Genomic DNA, 19322 nt, shown 5'->3' with positions numbered 1-19322 from the left:
AGAGAAGCAATCGAGAATTTCTATACTGTGACTCTTCCAGAGATCGCAAGCTCTTTGATATCTCGAATAAATGATAATTTTCAGGTGCTCAAGCAAGCATCTTCAAGTTGATTGGGTATAAAGCGTTGTTCAAACGACTATTTAATTTGAAAGACGGAGAGAGATTCGTTGTATTCATCAGATTTTAATTTAGGGCGTTTAATCGTGTTAGACCACTTCTTTTCGGTATTGTCTGGGCGAGCTTCCACTCCACTTACGAAAGGCATGTCGAAAGTTAGCGCTGTCTGAAAACCCAACGCGCTCAGATATCTCTTCAATGCTCATTTGAGTTGAAGAAAGGTAGTGTCGAGAAAGGTGAAAACGAACGTGGTCAAGTATCTTCTGGTAACTCGTATCGACGGCTTTGAGGTGCCGGCGCAGCGTTCGAGAAGACATCCCCAATTCTGATGAAATAGATTCTATCGAAGGGTAACATCCAGGTCTCTCTAGTAGCATTTGAGAGACTTTTTCTTTTAGGCTGGTGGACGCACTGACTTTTGCCAACATGTCGTCACACGATTTCAGGCACATCTGCAGCGTGATGGTATTGGCGGTAGGAAGAGGCGAGTACAAACTTGTTGCATCAAACTGCCATTCAAGGCGATCACTATTGAATTCAACGGGGCAACGGAAAATCTCTGTGTAGAGGTCGCCGTATTCTGGCTTAGGGTAAGGGAAGCGGATCACTTGAGATGGGAATGGCTGTTGTAGTACTTCTTCACACAGGCTTTGAATTGCGGTGAACCAATATTCGCAACAAAATGGCAGCAGCGAGTCCAAGTCGATCAGCTGCTCGGCTCTAAAGTATCCAACGTTATCTTCTACTGACATCGTTTTTCTAAGTACAGGGCCTGCAAGCTGCAGATATTTAAATCCAATCAGCAAAGCATCTAAAAGCGTTTCACTACTGAATACGGCATAACCTAGAACGCCAAAGTCGCTAAACCGCGCTTGTTGGCCGACTCTTAACCCTAAACCGCCTTCATCAGTGTTCGCCAATGCGTTACTGAACACCGCCAACTTTTGCGCCAAGGTAATGTGGGTGTCTGGCGTGTTGAGCTGCAGAGCATCAATGTTACTGCCTTCCAATAATGCTTCGATATTGAGGGCGGGTGACATATAGCGATGCAGTAATTGAAGATCAAGAATGCCGAATGCTTGCATATCGGGTTCGTAGACTGCGGTGTATTTCATAGGATGCCTCTTGTTGAATATTGCCATCTTAACCGAACTCTTAACATTTTCGCTTGTCGCCTGTTCTCACTTTCCCAAGCTTGTTCAAACTTTTGCTTTATGCGTGCAAGGTTTTACAAGGCCTGATAGAGCTGTGTCCGAATATCACCGGTTTTTGTCTTTTTGAAACCTGTTCGAAATGTTATCAAAATGTTGTAATTTGATGGGTTGCATATTGGAACATCTCAAACATTTTGCTCAATAATTACTATTTTGCTCAATAAATACTCTTACCTACATGACACGCCAATGTGCAGGGTTTGATAGCAACAAAGACAACACTTATTACAACGATTAAAACGTCTACGGTGACTGTGATTAACAGGTCTAAGCCGAATAAGGAGATCATGGATGCACAATCTTGCTGTTAACTTGGAGCGCAGCGCTTCGCTTTTTCCAACTAAAGCCGCTCTGCGTATGGGATCGGATGAAGTCAGCTTTTCTCAGTTAGAACAACTTTCTGGAAACGTGGCCGCGAATCTAAAAAGACTCGGGCTAAAGAAGGGAGATAAGGTCGCGTTGTCGTGTCCGAACGTCACATATTTTCCAATCGCTTATTACGGGATTCTAAAAGCGGGCTGTGTGGTGGTGCCTTTGAATGTGTTATTCAAGGCCAGAGAGATCGCTTATCACCTCAATGATTCAGATGCGAAAGCTTATTTATGCTTTGAGGGCAGTGAAGAGCTGCCAATTGGACGCTATGGATTACAAGGCTTCGAGCAGGCAAATCAGTGTGAACATTTTATTGAGATGCCACTCCCAACAAGCTCAGGAACTCCTTCAGAAGCACATCAGCAACATGAATCGATTACCGACTGGATGGCACAACCTTTGGCTTCGTTTGAGTCTGTGGCGTGCAATGGTGATGATACAGCTGTAATTCTGTATACCTCAGGTACTACAGGTCAGCCAAAAGGCGCAGAGCTTTCACACACCAACATGCAAACCAATGCGATGTCGTCACAATATTTGATGAGATTGGAATACAGCGATACGACAATGGCCACGCTCCCTTTGTTCCACAGTTTCGGCCAGACCGTAATGATGAACGCGAGTGTGTTAACGGGGTCGACCATGGTATTGATTCCTCGTTTTGAACCGTCACTGGTTATTAAACAGATCATTAGCCACAAAGTCAGTGTGTTTGCGGGCGTACCTACTATGTATATCGCGTTGTTGCGAGCAGGAGAAGAGTCGTTAGAGCGCTCTGAACAAGTCAAACACAGCTTAAGGCTTGGCGTGTCTGGCGGGGCCTCTATGCCGCTTGAGGTTATTCGCCAGTTTGAATCGCGATTCGAACTTCCGGTATTGGAAGGTTATGGGCTGTCTGAAACTGCGCCGGTTGCCACGTTTAATCATATTGATGGTGATCGCTTGTCGGGCAGTGTTGGCCAACCCTTGTGTGGGCATCTCATCAAAATTACAGACATACAAGGTAACTCAGTCGCCAAGGGTGAATTGGGCGAAGTCTGCATCAAGAGTCCAAGTGTCATGAAAGGCTACTATCAAAGGCCAGAAGCCACTGCAGAAGCTATAAGAGACGGTTGGTTCCTAACTGGAGATATCGGACGCACCGATGAGCACGGCAACTTGTTCATTGTTGACCGAGTGAAAGACATGATTATCCGTGGTGGCTACAACGTGTATCCGCGCGAAGTTGAAGAAGTTTTGATGTGCCATCCTGATGTCGAAATGGTCGCAGTTGTGGGTGAGCATCATGATCGCCTAGGCGAAGAGATTCACGCTCATGTGGTGCTTCATGAACATACACAATGTAATAGCGAAGTACTGATAGCTTGGTGTCGTGAACAATTAGCCGACTACAAATACCCTCGCAAGGTGTTCATTCGTAAAGCACTACCAATGACGGCAACAGGCAAAATTTTGAAACGAGAATTGCACCCACTAGAAATAGCGAAGATGACCAATGGATAGTTATGATTTTATTATTGTTGGCGGTGGTTCTGCGGGTTGTGTCATGGCTTCGCGGCTATCTGAAGACCCCAATATTACGGTTTGCTTACTAGAAGCGGGTGGTAAAGACACGAGCCCATTCATTCATACTCCAGTTGGCGTGGTGGCAATGATGCCAACCAAACTCAATAACTGGGCTTTTGAAACCGTTGAACAACTGGGTTTGAACGGCCGCAAAGGTTACCAACCGAGAGGTAAGACACTTGGCGGTTCTAGCTCTATCAATGCCATGATGTATGCTCGTGGGCATCGTTACGACTACGATACGTGGGAAAGCTTGGGTAACACCGGGTGGGATTATGAATCGTGTCTGCCTTACTTTAAGAAAGCAGAAAATAACGAAGTCCACCAAGATGAGTATCACGGCCAAGGTGGTCCATTGAATGTGGCTAACCTTCGATCGCCAAGCCCAATGTTGGAACGCTATTTAACTGCGTGTGAGTCGATTGGTGTCCCTCGCAATGAAGACATCAACGGTGCCGCTCAGTTTGGTGCAATGCCAACTCAGGTAACTCAGATTAATGGTGAGCGATGCAGCGCGGCCAAGGCTTATTTAACGCCAAACCTTTCAAGACCAAATCTTACGGTCGTGACCAAGGCAACCACCCATAAGGTCTTATTTGAGGGGAAGAAAGCGGTAGGTGTTGAATACGGCTCGAATGGCAAGCGTTACCAGATCCAATGTAACAAAGAAGTGATTCTATCCGCTGGCGCTTTTGGTTCCCCCCAACTGCTGTTATTGTCGGGTGTCGGCGCTAAAGGTGAATTGGATGCGCATGGTATCGAACAAGTTCATGAATTACCTGGAGTGGGAAAGAACCTTCAGGATCATATTGATTTAGTGCATTCGTACAAATGCAGTGAAAAGCGTGAAACTTTTGGTATCTCGCTGCAAATGGCCTCTGAAATAACCAAAGCCTTACCGCTCTGGCACAAAGAGCGTCGTGGCAAGATGACCAGTAATTTTGCAGAAGGGATAGGCTTTCTCTGTTCAGAAGATCATATCGCCGTGCCGGATTTAGAGTTTGTATTTGTCGTCGCTGTGGTTGATGACCACGCCCGAAAAATACATACCAGTCATGGGTTTACCTCTCACGTCACCTTACTACGACCGAAAAGCATAGGCACCGTAACGCTCAATAGTAGTGATCCTTATGATCCGCCTAAGATCGACCCTGCGTTTTTCAGTCATCCAGAAGACATGGAGATTATGACTAAGGGCTGGAAGAAACAGTATCAAATGCTAGAGAGCTCGGCGTTTGATGATATCCGTGGCAATGCTTTTTACCCAGTCGACGCAAGTGACGATAAAGCTATCGAACAAGATATTCGTAACCGTGCGGATACCCAGTATCATCCAGTGGGAACCTGTAAAATGGGGGCTAGTGATGATTCGCTGGCCGTTGTAGATAAAGACCTTAAAGTCTATGGGTTGAATAACTTAAGAGTCATTGATGCTTCTGTGATGCCGACATTAGTGGGAGCGAATACCAATGCGCCAACTATCATGATCGCCGAAAAAGTTGCAGACCAAATAAAAGAACAATACGGTTTTAGCAAGCAACAAGCCAATGAACAGGCAGAAGACGAGATGGTTGTATAATTAAGAGAAACAGAGATAACTGATTGATTTAAAGTAGGTTAGGGAGTCTTATTTTGGTAAGGCTCTCTAACCTATTTTTTTGCACGCTTCTTCAAGCACCAGCTAAATCAAAAGCGATATAAAATACGGATCTATTTGGTCAGAGCTTGATTAAGCCATTGATCAAATTGACCTTTTGGTAACGCACCGTTAATCGTATCGACACGTTTGCCATCTTTAAACACCATCACCGTCGGAATACTTCTGATTTGGTACATCGCGGCAAGCTGTTGCTGAGCTTCAGTATCAATCTTAACGAATCGAACATCTCCTGAACGCTCTTTTGCGACGTCGCTGAACACTGGCGCAAAGCCCACACATGGGTTGCACCATGTCGCCCAGAAATCGACAACCACAGGCTGTGAACTGTTCAAGATAGATTGGAAATTAAGTAACGTTCCCTCGATAGGAGCGCCATCGAGCAATGCTGTTTTGCATTTACCGCAGGTTGGGCTTTCTGAAATTCTTTCTGAAGGAACTCGGTTTACGCCATTACAAGAAGGGCAACGTGTGTTGAATGTAGACATAACTTTCTCTTTTTATTGTAACTCCGTGTCTAACGCGATTTACGAATCAGGCACGGAGCGCTTATACTGTTTAAAACTAGAATACGATACTTAAATAAAAACAAACAATAAACAGGTAAATGATGACAAAATTTTACGCCGAAATTACTGGCTGGGGAAAGTGTCTGCCACCAGCCGTGCTGTCCAATGATGATCTAAGCACTTTCATTGATACGTCTGACGAGTGGATTCGAACTCGAACTGGTATCGAAAACCGTCGTATCAGTCATGTAAATACCTCTGAACTTGCGACTGTCGCTGCAAAACATGCAATGGCGTGTGCTGGCCTAACTGCTGAAGATATCGATCTTGTTATCATCGCGACGTGCAGCCCAGACTCACTTATCCCAAACACCGCATCTAAGGTTCAACAGAACCTAGGCATTAAAAGCGCAGCGGCTTTCGACCTTAATGCGGCATGTACTGGCTTCATTTACGGTGTTGAAACGGCGACTCGACTGATTCAAGCGGGTAACTATCGTAATGCTATCGTTGTGGGCGCAGAACGTCTTTCATTCTTCATCGACTGGACCAAGCGTGATACCGCGGTTCTTTTCGGTGATGGTGCTGGCGCTGTGGTTCTATCTCGCACCGAAGAACAAGTTGGCTTACAAGAAGCTCAGATCGGTTGTGATGCTGAAGGCCGCGATATTCTAGCAGTACCAAAATTCGGTACATCTATGGATCGCTTTGCTGCTGACAACGGTTACTGGGACTTTGATTTCGTTGGTAAAGAGATCTTCAAACGTGCAGTGAAAGGCATGGGCGCAGCGGCACATACAGTATTGAGCCGCACTGGTATCTCAACCGACAACATTGACGTTGTGATTCCGCACCAAGCGAACATCCGAATCATTCAAACTCTTTGTGATATGGCGGGTATCGATCGCGAGAAAGCGTTTGTTAACATCCAAAACTACGGCAACACGTCCGCAGCGACTGTGCCAATCGCATTGTGTGAATCGCTAGAGCAAGGTTTCGTTAAGCCTAACGACAACATTCTTGTTGCGGCATTTGGTGCGGGTTTAACGTGGGGTGCTGGCCATATTAAATGGGGTAGCCGTGTTGAGCCGCTAGGTCAATCAGATGCTAAGCTTCCAGAAGCCGACAAATCTGCTTTAGAGCTTCTAGAAAGAGCCATTTTACACTGTAAAACGCGTCCTAATTCTGATACCGAGTAGCATCATGGCGCAAGTTCGTTTTATTCTGTGAATACAGAAAACCACGGGTTTACCCGTGGATGAATGCCAATTCCAAAATTACAGCGTAAGCTGTTTGTAATTTTGGTCAACGCTTTAGCGTTGTCACGGTAAGTACTCCGGGCATGCCCGGGGGAATCTTCGACAGAAGCCGACCTCAATGGGGCGGCTTTAGTTCACAAAGCTACTTTTGTTCGACAGCAAAACTCAAAAGGTTGGTTACAATGTAACTTGAACGCTTCACCACGCTTTCTTAACTTTGTTGCTGAAAGCGATGGCGAGATTGTCGGCTACATCATCTGGGTTCAGAAAAGCGGGTTTAGACCTGAAGCTGTTTTAGAACTAGAGCAACTTGCCGTGTTACCAAGCGCGCAGGGGCAAGGATTGGGTAAAACGCTGATTCTAGATTCGCTGCCGCAGGTAAAACAGCATTTGGCGGAGCAAGGCTCGACGCTCAAACATGTTCTGGTTACCACCAGAGCAGACAACTTTGCACAAAAGCTTTATCAATCGACGTTGGGCGCAGAGGTCGAAACCACGATTTCAAACCTGTACTCTGCGGATGAAGTGCTTATGATAGCTCGCAATGTAGGTGAGCGAATCTGATCGCTGAGTTATTAGAACCCATTATAATCAGCGATCTAAATTGATTTACGTTTTATTAGGGACTTCTACAGTCCCTTTTGTTATTTCTTAGGAAGTGTTTTGAAGACAGTTTTAGCAATTGGCTACGTTTGGCCAGAACCGAATTCATCGGCGGCGGGCAGCCATATGATGTCACTTTTACGCCTGTTCAAGAGACAAGGTTGGTCAGTTGAATTTGCAACGCCAGCTCAAGAAACCGAGCACATGATCGATCTCTCTGAAGAGGGCATCTCGAGCAAATCCATACAGTTAAATTGCGATAGCTTTGACCAGTACATCGAAGATCTGCAACCCGATGTCGTGATGTTTGACCGTTTTATGATGGAAGAGCAGTTTGGTTGGCGTGTTGAGAAAGTATGCCCGAATGCATTTAAGTTACTGGATACGGAAGACTTGCAGTTCTTACGCAACGCGCGCCATGAAGCGGTTAAGAAAGAGACTGAACTGACCAAAGCGCATTTGTACAGCGACTTGGCTAAACGTGAAATTGCCGCGATTCTACGCTGTGATCTTTCGTTGATCATTTCTAGCCATGAGATGGAGTTGCTTCAATCTGAGTTTAATATCGATCCAAAACTGCTTCATCACTTGCCGTTCATGGTTGATCTCAACACTCTACCTGCAAGCACGAAAAGCTTTGAAGAACGTAAGCATTTCATGACGATAGGCAATTTTAGACACGCACCGAACTGGGATGCTGTACTTCAGTTGCAAAAGATTTGGCCGAAGATTCGTAAACAGTTGCCTGAATCTGAACTTCATATTTACGGATCTTACCCGCCGCCGAAAGCAACGGCTTTGCACAACCCTAAAACCGGTTTCCATATCAAAGGTTGGGCTAAAGACGCTCAAGAAGTGATGGAACAGGCACGTGTGTGTGTTGCACCTCTACGATTTGGCGCGGGCATTAAAGGCAAGTTGCTTGATGCGATGAAGTTACAAACTCCGAACGTGACGAGTGAAATCGGCAGTGAAGGCATGTTACCGCAAGGTGATTTGCAATGGCCGGGCGCGGTTGCAGACGATATTGACGAGTTTGTTGAAGCCGCAGTTGCTCTGTACAAAGATGAAGAGAAGTGGCTTAAAGCACAAAGCCAATGTCATTCAATCCTTGAAGCGCACTACGAGCAGAATCAACTGGGCGACACATTGATTGAGCGATTAACTGCGTTAGAGTCTGGTCTTGAATCTCATCGACTGGATAACTTCTTTGGTTCGATGCTCAAGCACCACAGCATGGCGAGCACCAAGTACATGTCGCAATGGATAGCTGAAAAGAACAAGACTAAGTAACCGACACAATAAACCGAATCAAATCATAAGCCCTTAGGTTAACGCCTAGGGGCTTTTTTCATGCGGGACGCTTATTAATTCCAGACTTACAAACCGAAACATACTAGTAATATATTAGCATTGACTAATTTATATTTATTAGTAAACTCTAATATAAGTTTATTAGTAAGTCCTAATTTAAAGTTGCGACGAGTTAAATTTAAGCAGTAACGAGTTAGATTCGAGTTGTTAGATAGGAGAGGTAGGTGATGAGTTTAATACCTTGGGATGCATTGTTCGGTGGCATGTTGTTAGGCGCGTCGGCAATTATTCTTATGTTAGGAATAGGGCGAGTAGCAGGAATTAGCGGCATTGTTAGCCGACTATTGCCATTAGGTGCGAACAATAGTGCAAGTAAGGCTTCTCAATCAGGTTCGGACAACAACGCTGAGAAGACCGAAAAGCACTGGCGCATTGGCTTTGTTGTGGGAATGGTCGCAAGTGGTTGGGTATTGATTCCGACGGGTTACCAACTTCCACAGTTGGAAGAGATGAATCTCGCTTTAGTGATTATTGCTGGTCTTTTGGTCGGCTTTGGTACCAAAACAGCGAACGGTTGTACCAGCGGGCATGGCATTGTCGGAATGGCTCGTTTGTCTAAACGATCTATTGTTGCGACCTGTGTATTTATGGGTGTGGCAATCGTAACCGTGTTTATCAAGAACCTGATTGGCTTGGGGGTATAATGAAAAACGCTTCATTTACTATCGTTATCGGTTTGGTCGCAGGTATTCTGTTTGGGTCAGGAATGATCATTTCAGGCATGGTTGATCCTGAGAAGGTACTCGGCTTCTTAGACATTACCGGTAACTGGGACATTAGTTTGGCATTCGTCATGGGCGGCGCGCTGTTGGTCTTCGCTCCGTTTTATCATCTGGTCATTAAAAAGCGTGCTAAAGCGATCAATGGCGATCCGTTAGATAGCCGTAACAATCCACTAATCGACAGAAAGCTGATTCTTGGCTCTACAGCGTTTGGCTTAGGCTGGGGGATTGCAGGCTTTTGCCCTGGCCCTGCGGTAACCAGCCTAAGTGGAGGCAACCCGACGGTATGGGTGTTTATGGTCAGCATGCTGGTGGGAATGTGGCTGGCGGGTCGTACGAACAAAACCTGCTAGCGTTTAACCTATCGCTTGTCGCATAAGGCTTTATATGAGCATTTGAGAGGCTGACTCGCTTTAATTAGAAAGCCAGTCAGCCTCTTTTTACATCTCTATCTACTATTTAACAGTCGTTGAAACTGGGCAGTGGTCACTGAGTTTGTAGTCGAGCACATCTTGCGTTTCAAATACCTTTTGCTTCGCAGGAGTAGCATCTAAGGACTCGCTTACCACAATATGGTCTATTACTGAACGGAACTGGTGCGTGCGGTGGTTATTACGATTTGAGCGAACCTTACAATCTGCTCGAGTTTTTCTTGTTGCCAATTGAGCATCGGTGTTTTGCGTCATATCTTTCCACATCCAATCTCTTGTATAGGAGAGGTTGTGGTTAAAGTCGCCCAGAATCGCGTAGTCTTCGCCTTTACGTTCTCTTTGCTGTATCCACTTATTCAGTTGTTGAGCTTGGTCTTTGAGCCTTGAACAGTCACGGGTAGACTTATACGCGCCGCTGCAACCCGCCTTTAAATGCACTGACAACATGTGAATTGGTTTTGTGTCCGTTTCTACAACCATATAGCTGGCAAACCTAAGCTTGCTGTTAGCACTCGTTTCTAGAGGAAAGTCAGCGTAGTCAGTGAGAGCGATTCCTTTACGAACCGCGAAGCCCGTATATTGGTTCACTTCTTTGAATTGTCGGTTACTGTTTTTGGGCAATGAACGATCAGATATCAATATTTCATATTGGTCACCAGCGATGCGTTGAATGGCATTTACGTCATCGACTTCTTGAAAAGCAACCACATCCGCATCTAAGGATTGGAAATACTGTTCGAGCTTATCGAAATCCGCTTGCTCACGTTGGGCAGGAAACTTATTCACAGCCACATTGGTTGATAACCATTCGATATTCCAACTTGATATGGTCAAAGGTTCAGCAAATGCATGGCTACTGAGTAAGCAACCTAGCATTACCCACTTTTGAAGTCGTTTCATTCCAAATATCCCTAATTTTGTCGTCCAATATAGTTGAGCCGTTATCCTACAACACTTACCGAAAATTCAACTCTTTTTAGCAGTTTTTTTATTGTTACATTGTTTCTTTTCGACTTGAGAACTCACGTAATAATATTGGATTTATCTTGTTCAGCGTGCGCGTTTTATTGATCCAAATCAATACTCAAAGTTGGTGGTTCTCGTTAAATACGCCACAATATCTAGTGTTAGTTAAACGATAAATCGCTCTATATAGTGTGTTTGTGGATAAGTCTGTGAATACCTCAAGAGTAAGGAGAAGTGGTGAAATCAATCGTAATCAAGCGTGATGGCTCAAGAGCTCCATTCAGTAGAGATCGCATCCAAGCTGCAGTGGAAGCAGCGTCAGAAAAAGCCGATAAGGAAATTGCTATTTATGCTCTGAATGTGGCATTAGCAGTTGAGTTGAAGCTCGAAGACTACGATGAAGTTCATATCTCTGAAATTCAAACCATGGTCGAGAACGAGCTAATGCAGGGACCTTATAAGTCTCTGGCTCGTGCCTACATTGAATATCGTCATGACCGCGACATCGCACGTGAAAAGCAAAGCGCTTTAACGCGTGAAATCGAAGGCTTGATCGAGGAAAGCAATGTTGATCTGATCAATGAGAATGCCAACAAAGACGGCAAAGTTATCCCAACTCAGCGTGACCTGCTGGCGGGTATCGTGGCTAAACACTATGCGAAAACTCACATTTTGCCGCGTGACATCGTACAAGCTCACGAATGTGGTGACATTCACTACCACGATCTAGACTATGCACCGTTCTTCCCGATGTTTAACTGTATGCTTATCGATCTGAAAGGCATGTTAACGCATGGCTTCAAGATGGGTAACGCAGAAATCGACACACCTAAGTCGATCTCTACGGCGACAGCGGTAACTGCGCAGATCATCGCACAAGTCGCGAGCCACATTTACGGCGGCACAACGATTAACCGTATCGACGAGGTTTTAGAACCTTACGTAATGGCGAGCTACGAGAAGCACTTATCGCTAGCGAAAGAGTGGGACATTCATAGCCCAGAAGCTTTCGCTATCTCTCGTACCGAGAAAGAGTGTTACGACGCGTTCCAATCTCTGGAATACGAAGTAAACACACTTCACACCGCTAATGGTCAAACACCATTCGTGACGTTTGGTTTCGGTCTTGGCGAAAGCTGGGGTTCAAAACTTATCCAGCAATCTATCTTGAAAAACCGCATCGCAGGTTTGGGTAAGAACCGTAAAACAGCCGTGTTCCCTAAACTGGTATTTGCAATCAAAGATGGCTTGAACCACCAGAAGCAAGATCCAAACTACGACATCAAGCAATTAGCGCTTGAGTGTGCATCTAAGCGTATGTACCCAGACATTCTTAACTACGACAAAGTGGTAGAGGTGACAGGGTCATTTAAAACGCCTATGGGCTGCCGTAGCTTCTTGAATACTTACGAAGAAAACGGTGAGTTGATTCATGAAGGACGTAACAACTTAGGTGTTGTTAGCTTGAACTTGCCACGTATTGCGATTAACGCGAAGCAAGATATGGCTAAGTTCTACGAACTGCTTGATGAAAAACTTAAGCTTGCTCGTCGTGCTCTAGAAACTCGTATTTCTCGTCTAGAAAACGTGAAAGCACGTGTTGCTCCAATCCTATATATGGAAGGTGCATGTGGCGTTCGTTTGAAAGCTGATGATTCTATTGCCGATATCTTCAAAAACGGCCGTGCTTCTGTTTCTCTTGGTTACATTGGTATCCATGAAGCGATGACAGCCCTTTACGGTACTGACGTTCACCTGTACGACGATGGCGAAATGCGTACTAAAGCGCTTGAGCTGGTGGAGTACATGAAGCGTGAAGTGGAATCTTGGACGAAAGAAACAGGTTACGCGTTCAGCCTATACGGCACGCCAAGTGAAAACCTATGTAGCCGCTTCTGCAGCATCGATACCAAAGAGTTTGGTGTGATTGATGGTGTCACTGACCGTGGCTACTACACAAACAGCTTCCACCTAGATGTGCAGAAGAAAGTGAACCCATACGACAAGATCGATTTCGAGATGCCTTATCCTGAAATTTCTAGTGGTGGTTTCATTTGCTATGGCGAATTCCCAAACATGCAGAAGAACATCGAAGCACTAGAAAACGTATGGGATTACAGCTATACGCGTGTTCCTTACTATGGCACCAACACGCCGATTGATGAGTGCTACGAGTGTGGATACAACGGTGAGTTCGACTGTACGAGTAAAGGCTTTACATGTCCTAAGTGTGGCAACCATGACTCAACCAAAGTATCGGTAACGCGCCGCGTTTGTGGTTACCTAGGTAGCCCTGATGCACGACCATTTAACTTCGGTAAACAAGAAGAAGTTAAACGCCGCGTGAAGCACCTTTAGTCAGGCCTAGAGCATTAGAAATAAGATTGGTATCGGTTCAATGTCGATACCAATTCATTTGTTTCACTTATCGCTACTTTCAAGTTAAACCATTAAGCAATCGCGAGTTTTCAATACTGCCTTATGAATTATCACCAATATCATCCAATCGACGTTGTAAACGGCCCAGGAACACGCTGCACTTTGTTTGTGTCGGGTTGTGTGCACCAGTGTCGCGGGTGTTATAACCAGTCGACGCAACGATTGGACTCTGGGCATTTGTTTACTCAAGAACTGCAAGATCAAATTATTGCTGATCTCAATGATCCGCGGATAAAGCGTCGTGGCTTATCGCTTTCTGGTGGTGATCCAATGCATCCAGCAAATGTGTCTGAAGTGCTTAAGCTCGTTCAGCGTGTAAAATCGGAGTGCGAAGGCAAAGACATCTGGATGTGGACGGGTTATGAGCTCGATGAGCTTGATGAAAAGCAGAAGCAAGTGCTTGAATACGTAGATACTTTGATTGACGGTCGCTTTGAACAAGATAAAGCTGACCCAATGTTGGATTGGCGTGGTAGTTCAAACCAAATCATCCATCGATTTACTGACTTATAGATTTACTGACTTATTAAGTGTTGTCCTGATTCAGGACTCTCGTAAACAGGAACACACTCTCAAACAGAAAAAAGGGCTTCATCATTAGCGTAATGCTACAAATCAGCCCTTGGGTGTGAGTTCTTTTGAGTCTATGGCCTGCACGCCAGTGTCGGTTTAGCGCCTGTTTAAATAGGAATGTGCTCAGGCTCGTCGATTAGGTTGTTTATCCATTTCTTGGATTGAATCCTCTTACTAGTTAGAACGATTTTGGCTAGTTCTTCCAGCAGCACAATCATCAAAACCCACTCTAGCGGCCACCCTAATACCAGAGCAGTAAAGTAGGCGAGGGGAATACCGATTGCCCATTGGCCAAACAGGTCGATGAAGATGCTGTAGTTGATGTCGCCACCACTTTTCAGCACTCCGCCGATACCAACCATATTGAAAACTCTGAGTATCATGCCGAGTGCCATTACTAAGGTAACGTTAACGGCCGTATCTTTGAGCTCTAAGTGAGTAAGACCGATCATGTATACGATTGCGGGTTTAGCAAACCAGCAAAGCAAGGCTAGCAGAGCCGCGAGCCCACAGCTGACCAATACATACCCCCAAGCGGTATTTTCAACACGTTGATAGTTCTTCGCGCCGATCTCGTTACCTAGAATGATTGAAGCCGCGACGGCAAACCCCATGAACGCCGAGATTAAGATGCTTTCAACAGGCGATAACAGTGAAATGATCGCAAGCTCTCCAACCCCCATTTGTCCAACGATCACGTTATAAATCAGTATTCCACCCGCCCAGGCCGTATCATGAACCAACATAGGTATAGCTATCGTGAAGTACTTCTTTCTGTGCTTCGGTAATATTGCACCTCGCCAATTGCTTAATGTCGGAAATAGGTGGGCGTAGTGTCTCTTTGCCATAGCAAGCAGGGCAACCGTTTGAAAGAATCTAGACACCGTAGTACCAATTGCCGCGCCAACCACACCCAGTTCTGGAAACCCAAACAAGCCGAAGATCAATAGGGCATTGAGAATTGCATTGACGATGATTGCCCAGATACTGATTTTGGTGGGCAGCTTGGCTTCGCCCACAGAACGAAGTGCACTCTCTAGCGGCACAACTACAGCGGTACCAATAAGGCTGGCTCCTGTTATCCAAAGGTAATACGTTGCCAAGCGGACGTAATCAGGGTCTGAGGCCACCACAGACACTACTGATTCAGGAACCAATGTATAGATGAACACAAAGGGGATGATGGCAAAGATCGACAGTGCCCATGATTGCGCTAGTGTACGTCGAATTCCGTTGAAATCACCGGCGCCAAAATATTGCGAAGCTAGCACGCTTACAGCTCCGCTAATCCCCGAAACCATGATCAAGTTGAAGAAGAAGATACGGTTGCCAACACCAACAGCGGCGGTTGCAGAATCACCAAGCTGATTGACCATAAAAATATCGACCACGCCTAGCAATGAAAACAACATGGTTTGCAGTGAGACAGGTAAACCGATGTGTAATAGTTTTTGCCAAAACTCTTTGTCTAAATGACGATATGTCGAGAGCATCGCATTTCCCCTCTAGTGAATATGCGAGAAGTTTATCGGCATTTGTTTTAACTGTATTGTTCAGGCTCATCACAAACTTTTGCCAAACTATCTAGTTTAGTGGTTTCGCAACTTATACGAGCTAGCAATTGAATGAGTGAGAAACAAGAACAGTACGAGATCTCCGAAAAGACACACCAAGAGTTTGTCGATCAAAGCCATGTTTTGGCATTTGAAGAGCTCGGTATCGTTCAATGTGGGACGGCGTCGTGTCGAGACTTCTTTTCGGTGTATCGGAAAAACCAACAGAAACACATGCTGTTGTATACCGTGAGAGGAAAAGGTTGGTTAGAAAGTGGGGCGTGTCGTTACATTTTAGAACCGGGTTCGTGCATTACTGTTCCAGCAGGTATCGAGAATGGTTTTGGTATTGAAGAAGAAACATGGCAGATCGCATGGATCTTTCTCTCGCCTAATAAACAATGGGAAAATGTCGTCAGTGATGAAGTGAGTTATACGTTGTCTCCGGCGGCAGAAGTCGTCTCGTCTTGCATTCATACTCTGTTGAGAAGTATTGCCTTGCCCATCGATTTGGGTGGAGCGATTGCTACTCACAGCGTAGCCCAAATTGAATTCATGATTAATGCGCCGGTTCCACAGCAGCAATCACGAAATTTGATTCGCTTAAGGCGCGTATTCGACAATGTACAAAAGCAGCTTCATAAGGAGTGGAACGTGCATGAGTTGGCAAACCTGTTTCCGTGTTCAGAGCCACACTTCCATCGCTTGTGCCAACGTTATTATTCACACAGCCCTATGACTCATATCATGCGTATGAGAATGGAGTACGCGGCGCGTTTGCTAAGATCGAGTGATTGGTCGATTCAGCATATTGGTGAGATAGTCGGTTATCCCAATGCTGCTAACTTCAGCACCCGATTTAAGGCTTGGTCGGGAATGACACCAAGGCAATTCAAACAGAGTGTTTGATCGATGTAGCTGCGGGAGGTAAAACAATAAAGCTTATATATTGCGTAATTGGTTGTTAACTGTTCGAAAATTAAACTATATCTTCGCTTAAAATGACCAATCTCTGATTACTTCTGGTAACTAAGCTCTTCTATTAAAAAATGTTTCTGATTTTAGTACGAAAATGTTAACGTGAAATCCATTACTTGAATTTCAAAGGGTTGTGACTTTCATGTTTTCACATCTACCAAAACCAACTTTAGATCCAATTTTATCTCTTTCTGTCGCTTACCGTGGCGATCCTCGTACTGACAAAGTCGATTTAGGCATTGGCGTTTACAAAAACGACCAAGGCGAAACACCTATCATGAAAGCCGTTTCTATGGCTCAAGATATTGTTGTTGAGACTCAGAAAACCAAAGCTTACGTTGGCCTAGCAGGCTGTGAAGAGTTTAACCAGAGCATGGTTGATCTTTTGCTTAAAGGGACTTCTGCAATGGATCGTGTAGCCGCGATTCAAACACCGGGTGCAAGTGGTGCGCTTCGTATGTTGGGCGACTTAATGAAAGTTTCTCAACCAGACACCACGGTTTGGATTTCAAACCCAAGCTACGTTAACCATAAACCGGTGATGGAAGCGGCAGGCTTAAAAGTTCGATACTACAATTACTTCAGTCCTGAAACGAAGCAAGTTGATGTTGCAAGAATGATGGAAGACCTATCAACAGCGGGTCCATCAGATGTGGTACTACTTCACGGTTGCTGCCATAACCCAACGGGTGCTGATATCAATTTTGAAGCGTGGCAGGAAATTACTAAGTTATCGCAAAAGAAAGGTTTCTTACCATTCGTTGACATCGCCTACCAAGGCTTTGGGGATGGCCTAGAAGAAGACGCGAAAGGTCTTCAACACATGGCTAACAACGTTGAAGAAATGCTGATCACAACGTCTTGCTCGAAGAACTTCGGTTTGTATCGTGAAAGAACGGGTGCGGCGATCGTTATCGGCAAAAACAGCGAACACGTAGGCAACGCAAGAGGAAAACTTCTCACGCTGGCTCGTTCAACTTACACTATGCCGCCAGATCACGGTGCTGCTCTGGTCAAAACAATTCTTCAGAATCAAGAGCTAACGAAGATTTGGAAGCAAGAGTTGAGTGAAATGCAGCAACGTTTGTTAAATCTGCGCCAAAGTTTATGTGATGAATTGCGAAATACTTATAACACGTCACAATTTGACTTCATTGAAAGCCATAAAGGTATGTTTAGTGTACTAGGCTTTAAAGAAACTCAAATGAATCAATTACGTGAAGAATATGGAGTCTATGGTGTTGGTGATGGACGCATCAATATTGCAGGCCTTTCCGAATCTCATATTCCTTACGTAGCAAAGGCGATAGCCAACGTCTCAAAATAAAAAGGTGACTGAATGTACACTTGGAAAGCGATTATAACCCTGATGTTAAGTGGTGGCCTGTTTGCTTGTTCGACGACGACTCAAGTTCCTGTCGAGCCAGAGCAAAAGCCGCAAATCGAACAACCTGTTGTTGACGATTCTTCGAAGGGTGAGACTGAAGCAACGGAAGGCGAGAAAGTAACGAAACCTACAGAAAAGCCTGAAGAAGTAAAACCAGTAGAACCTGAAGTAAAGCCTGCACCTGTTGAAAAGCCAGTTGAGAAAGCTAGAAAAACAAGTGATGGTAAATTGCTCCTTGGTGAAGAAGAATGGGTGTTTGTACCTGGTCTTAAAGAAGCATTTAAAGCTCGTGTTGATACCGGTGCGACAACTTCATCAATCAGTGCAGTCGATATTGTCGATTTCGAACGTGACGGTAAAGATTGGGTTAAATTTAAGATTGAACATGATGGCATCACAACGGAAGAGGTGAGCTTACCTGTAGAACGTTGGGTGAAGATCAAACAATCAAGTGCTGAAGGCACACAACGACGTGCTGTTGTTGTCGCTTCAATTCAAATCGGCGACCTAAAAGACAAGACTGAGTTTACGTTAGCAGACCGAACGCATCTTTCTTTCCCACTTCTTTTGGGTAGAAGCTTCTTTAGAGATGTTGCGGTAGTAGATGTAAGCCAAAAATACGTTCAAAAGAAAATTACTAAATAGATTTAGGTCTATGAGTTCTGACTCAATCTGACGTTTCTGTTTTGATAAATTGAATCCCTGCTAATGGAATTAGCGGGGATTTTTTCTATTTGTGGCGTAATAACCTACGAAATACATTTAGTTGTGCGTTATATAAGTGCTCTGGGTTAGGAAAAGAAGCTCTCAATTTTTATCAGTTGTAACTCGTTACCGTATCAATTTGGAAAAGTGATATGCTTTGAAGAACATATTTTTCTGTAATCAAGGTCATTAATCGTGTCAGCGGAAATTCAAGAAGTTGTTGGTGAAGTAGTTAGGATAGGTCTCTCTGAAATAAGTGTAATTGTTGCATCTTTGGTTACAGGCTTGTGTACTCTCGCAGCGGTACATTTATCTAATTTAAACAATGCTAAAACCACTAGGGAACGCGCTGAATTGGAACGCGATGATAACAAGGTAAGATATCGTTTAGAAAAAGCGGAGCAGTTTTATCTAAACGTGACTAAAGAGCAGTATAACTTTGAACGTGCAATGTCTAAGGCTCAAAACCCACCTGCGTACATCAAAACAGATGATGAGTTAAGTGGATACATTATGAGTGATTACAAGTACAAACAAGATGAGTTCTCTGAAAAGAATATGATAAGTGAATTGCACTTTCCGGAGTTAAGAGGTCTTATGTCAGAGGTTAATGTCAATAAAAAGGTGTGTCTTTGGTTCTCAAGTATCTTACATAGAAATGAAGATGAAGAGGTATTGTTTCAAAACGCTCTTGAAGAGGCTAATAAATATACAGAAGCTTTGAAAGGTGAACTAGCAAAACTCGTAAGGTACTAATTCTTAAGGCTTCAGTAATTTCTACATGGTTACAGTATTAATTATTTGATCTATATCACATAGTGGTTTTATCGTTTATACTACGCGTCCTAATTATACCGACCCCTTATCTGACAATCTTCAAGAAGTCTATTAAGTAT

At 44.5% G+C, this 19322-nt stretch carries 16 protein-coding genes and 2 pseudogenes; 14 read left to right on the top strand and 4 right to left on the bottom strand.

Features of this window, described 5'->3' with window-relative positions; translation table 11 throughout:
• A pseudogene (locus ED652_RS08750) lies at positions 1–111 on the top strand (IS630 family transposase); the annotation flags it as partial.
• Positions 112–207: 96 nt separating this feature from the next.
• Here ED652_RS08750 and ED652_RS08745 read toward each other — a convergent pair.
• Entirely contained in the window at positions 208–1233 is a 1026-nt protein-coding gene (locus ED652_RS08745) for an AraC family transcriptional regulator (RefSeq protein WP_076670822.1), read from the bottom strand.
• A gap of 390 nt (positions 1234–1623) precedes the next feature.
• Here ED652_RS08745 and ED652_RS08740 point away from each other — a divergent pair, with 390 nt between their 5' ends.
• Both ED652_RS08740 and ED652_RS08735 read left to right on the top strand, forming a co-directional pair.
• The gene (locus ED652_RS08740; protein ID WP_122054392.1) at positions 1624–3207 is read left to right on the top strand and encodes a long-chain fatty acid--CoA ligase; all 1584 of its coding nucleotides are present in this window, start codon (positions 1624–1626) and stop codon (positions 3205–3207) included.
• The gene (locus ED652_RS08735; protein ID WP_122054390.1) at positions 3200–4849 is read left to right on the top strand and encodes a GMC family oxidoreductase; all 1650 of its coding nucleotides are present in this window, start codon (positions 3200–3202) and stop codon (positions 4847–4849) included. The genes ED652_RS08740 and ED652_RS08735 overlap by 8 nt, the downstream gene beginning before the upstream one ends.
• A gap of 131 nt (positions 4850–4980) precedes the next feature.
• Here ED652_RS08735 and trxC read toward each other — a convergent pair whose 3' ends face one another.
• Positions 4981–5415, bottom strand: a complete 435-nt coding sequence (gene trxC / locus ED652_RS08730; RefSeq protein ID WP_122054389.1) for a thioredoxin TrxC — start codon at positions 5413–5415, stop codon at positions 4981–4983.
• 122 nt (positions 5416–5537) lie between these two features.
• Here trxC and ED652_RS08725 point away from each other — a divergent pair, with 122 nt between their 5' ends.
• The 5 genes and pseudogenes from ED652_RS08725 to ED652_RS23740 all read left to right on the top strand — a co-directional run bounded on the left by ED652_RS08725 (position 5538) and on the right by ED652_RS23740 (position 9747).
• On the top strand, positions 5538–6635 hold the full coding sequence (locus ED652_RS08725; RefSeq protein WP_102291769.1) for a ketoacyl-ACP synthase III: 1098 nt from the start codon (positions 5538–5540) through the stop codon (positions 6633–6635).
• Positions 6636–6797: 162 nt separating this feature from the next.
• Positions 6798–7259, top strand: a pseudogene (locus ED652_RS08720) (GNAT family N-acetyltransferase); the annotation flags it as partial.
• 99 nt (positions 7260–7358) lie between these two features.
• The gene (locus ED652_RS08715; RefSeq protein WP_122054387.1) at positions 7359–8591 is read left to right on the top strand and encodes a glycosyltransferase; all 1233 of its coding nucleotides are present in this window, start codon (positions 7359–7361) and stop codon (positions 8589–8591) included.
• A gap of 248 nt (positions 8592–8839) precedes the next feature.
• Positions 8840–9316: a YeeE/YedE family protein gene (locus tag ED652_RS08710; RefSeq protein WP_122054386.1), complete on the top strand. Its 477-nt coding sequence runs from the start codon at positions 8840–8842 to the stop codon at positions 9314–9316.
• Positions 9316–9747 (top strand): YeeE/YedE family protein, encoded by a 432-nt coding sequence (locus ED652_RS23740; protein ID WP_162929932.1) that lies wholly within the window; start codon positions 9316–9318, stop codon positions 9745–9747. Before ED652_RS08710 ends, ED652_RS23740 begins: the two co-directional genes overlap by 1 nt.
• A gap of 102 nt (positions 9748–9849) precedes the next feature.
• Here ED652_RS23740 and ED652_RS08700 read toward each other — a convergent pair whose 3' ends face one another.
• The gene (locus ED652_RS08700) at positions 9850–10725 is read right to left on the bottom strand and encodes an endonuclease/exonuclease/phosphatase family protein (RefSeq protein ID WP_122054384.1); all 876 of its coding nucleotides are present in this window, start codon (positions 10723–10725) and stop codon (positions 9850–9852) included.
• A gap of 303 nt (positions 10726–11028) precedes the next feature.
• Here ED652_RS08700 and nrdD point away from each other — a divergent pair, with 303 nt between their 5' ends.
• Together nrdD and nrdG are read left to right on the top strand one after the other, a co-directional pair.
• Positions 11029–13149, top strand: a complete 2121-nt coding sequence (nrdD, locus tag ED652_RS08695) for an anaerobic ribonucleoside-triphosphate reductase (protein ID WP_122054382.1) — start codon at positions 11029–11031, stop codon at positions 13147–13149.
• 123 nt (positions 13150–13272) lie between these two features.
• Positions 13273–13743 carry an anaerobic ribonucleoside-triphosphate reductase-activating protein gene (nrdG, locus tag ED652_RS08690; RefSeq protein WP_122054381.1) on the top strand — a complete coding sequence of 157 codons (471 nt, stop codon included), beginning with the start codon at positions 13273–13275 and terminating at the stop codon, positions 13741–13743.
• A 167-nt stretch (positions 13744–13910) separates the two neighbouring features.
• Here the strand turns inward: nrdG and ED652_RS08685 are convergent, their stop codons facing one another.
• Entirely contained in the window at positions 13911–15296 is a 1386-nt protein-coding gene (locus tag ED652_RS08685) for an MATE family efflux transporter (RefSeq protein ID WP_122054379.1), read from the bottom strand.
• Positions 15297–15428: 132 nt separating this feature from the next.
• On the opposite strand from ED652_RS08685, the gene ED652_RS08680 reads away from it, so the two are divergent.
• From ED652_RS08680 to ED652_RS08665, 4 genes are all read left to right on the top strand, one after another.
• On the top strand, positions 15429–16265 hold the full coding sequence (locus tag ED652_RS08680) for an AraC family transcriptional regulator (RefSeq protein WP_122054378.1): 837 nt from the start codon (positions 15429–15431) through the stop codon (positions 16263–16265).
• Between the two features lie 211 nt (positions 16266–16476).
• Positions 16477–17661 carry an amino acid aminotransferase gene (locus ED652_RS08675; protein ID WP_122054376.1) on the top strand — a complete coding sequence of 395 codons (1185 nt, stop codon included), beginning with the start codon at positions 16477–16479 and terminating at the stop codon, positions 17659–17661.
• A gap of 12 nt (positions 17662–17673) precedes the next feature.
• On the top strand, positions 17674–18366 hold the full coding sequence (locus tag ED652_RS08670) for a RimK/LysX family protein (protein WP_122054374.1): 693 nt from the start codon (positions 17674–17676) through the stop codon (positions 18364–18366).
• Positions 18367–18621: 255 nt separating this feature from the next.
• Positions 18622–19182 carry a hypothetical protein gene (locus ED652_RS08665; protein WP_122054372.1) on the top strand — a complete coding sequence of 187 codons (561 nt, stop codon included), beginning with the start codon at positions 18622–18624 and terminating at the stop codon, positions 19180–19182.
• The last annotated feature ends 140 nt before the right edge of the window (positions 19183–19322 follow it).

The sequence above is a fragment of the Vibrio sp. Evd11 genome (assembly GCF_900382755.1).
GTDB lineage: Bacteria > Pseudomonadota > Gammaproteobacteria > Enterobacterales > Vibrionaceae > Vibrio > Vibrio lentus.
The sequence above is the reverse complement of the archived record's forward strand: the minus strand, read 5'-3'. Positions and strand labels throughout refer to the sequence as shown.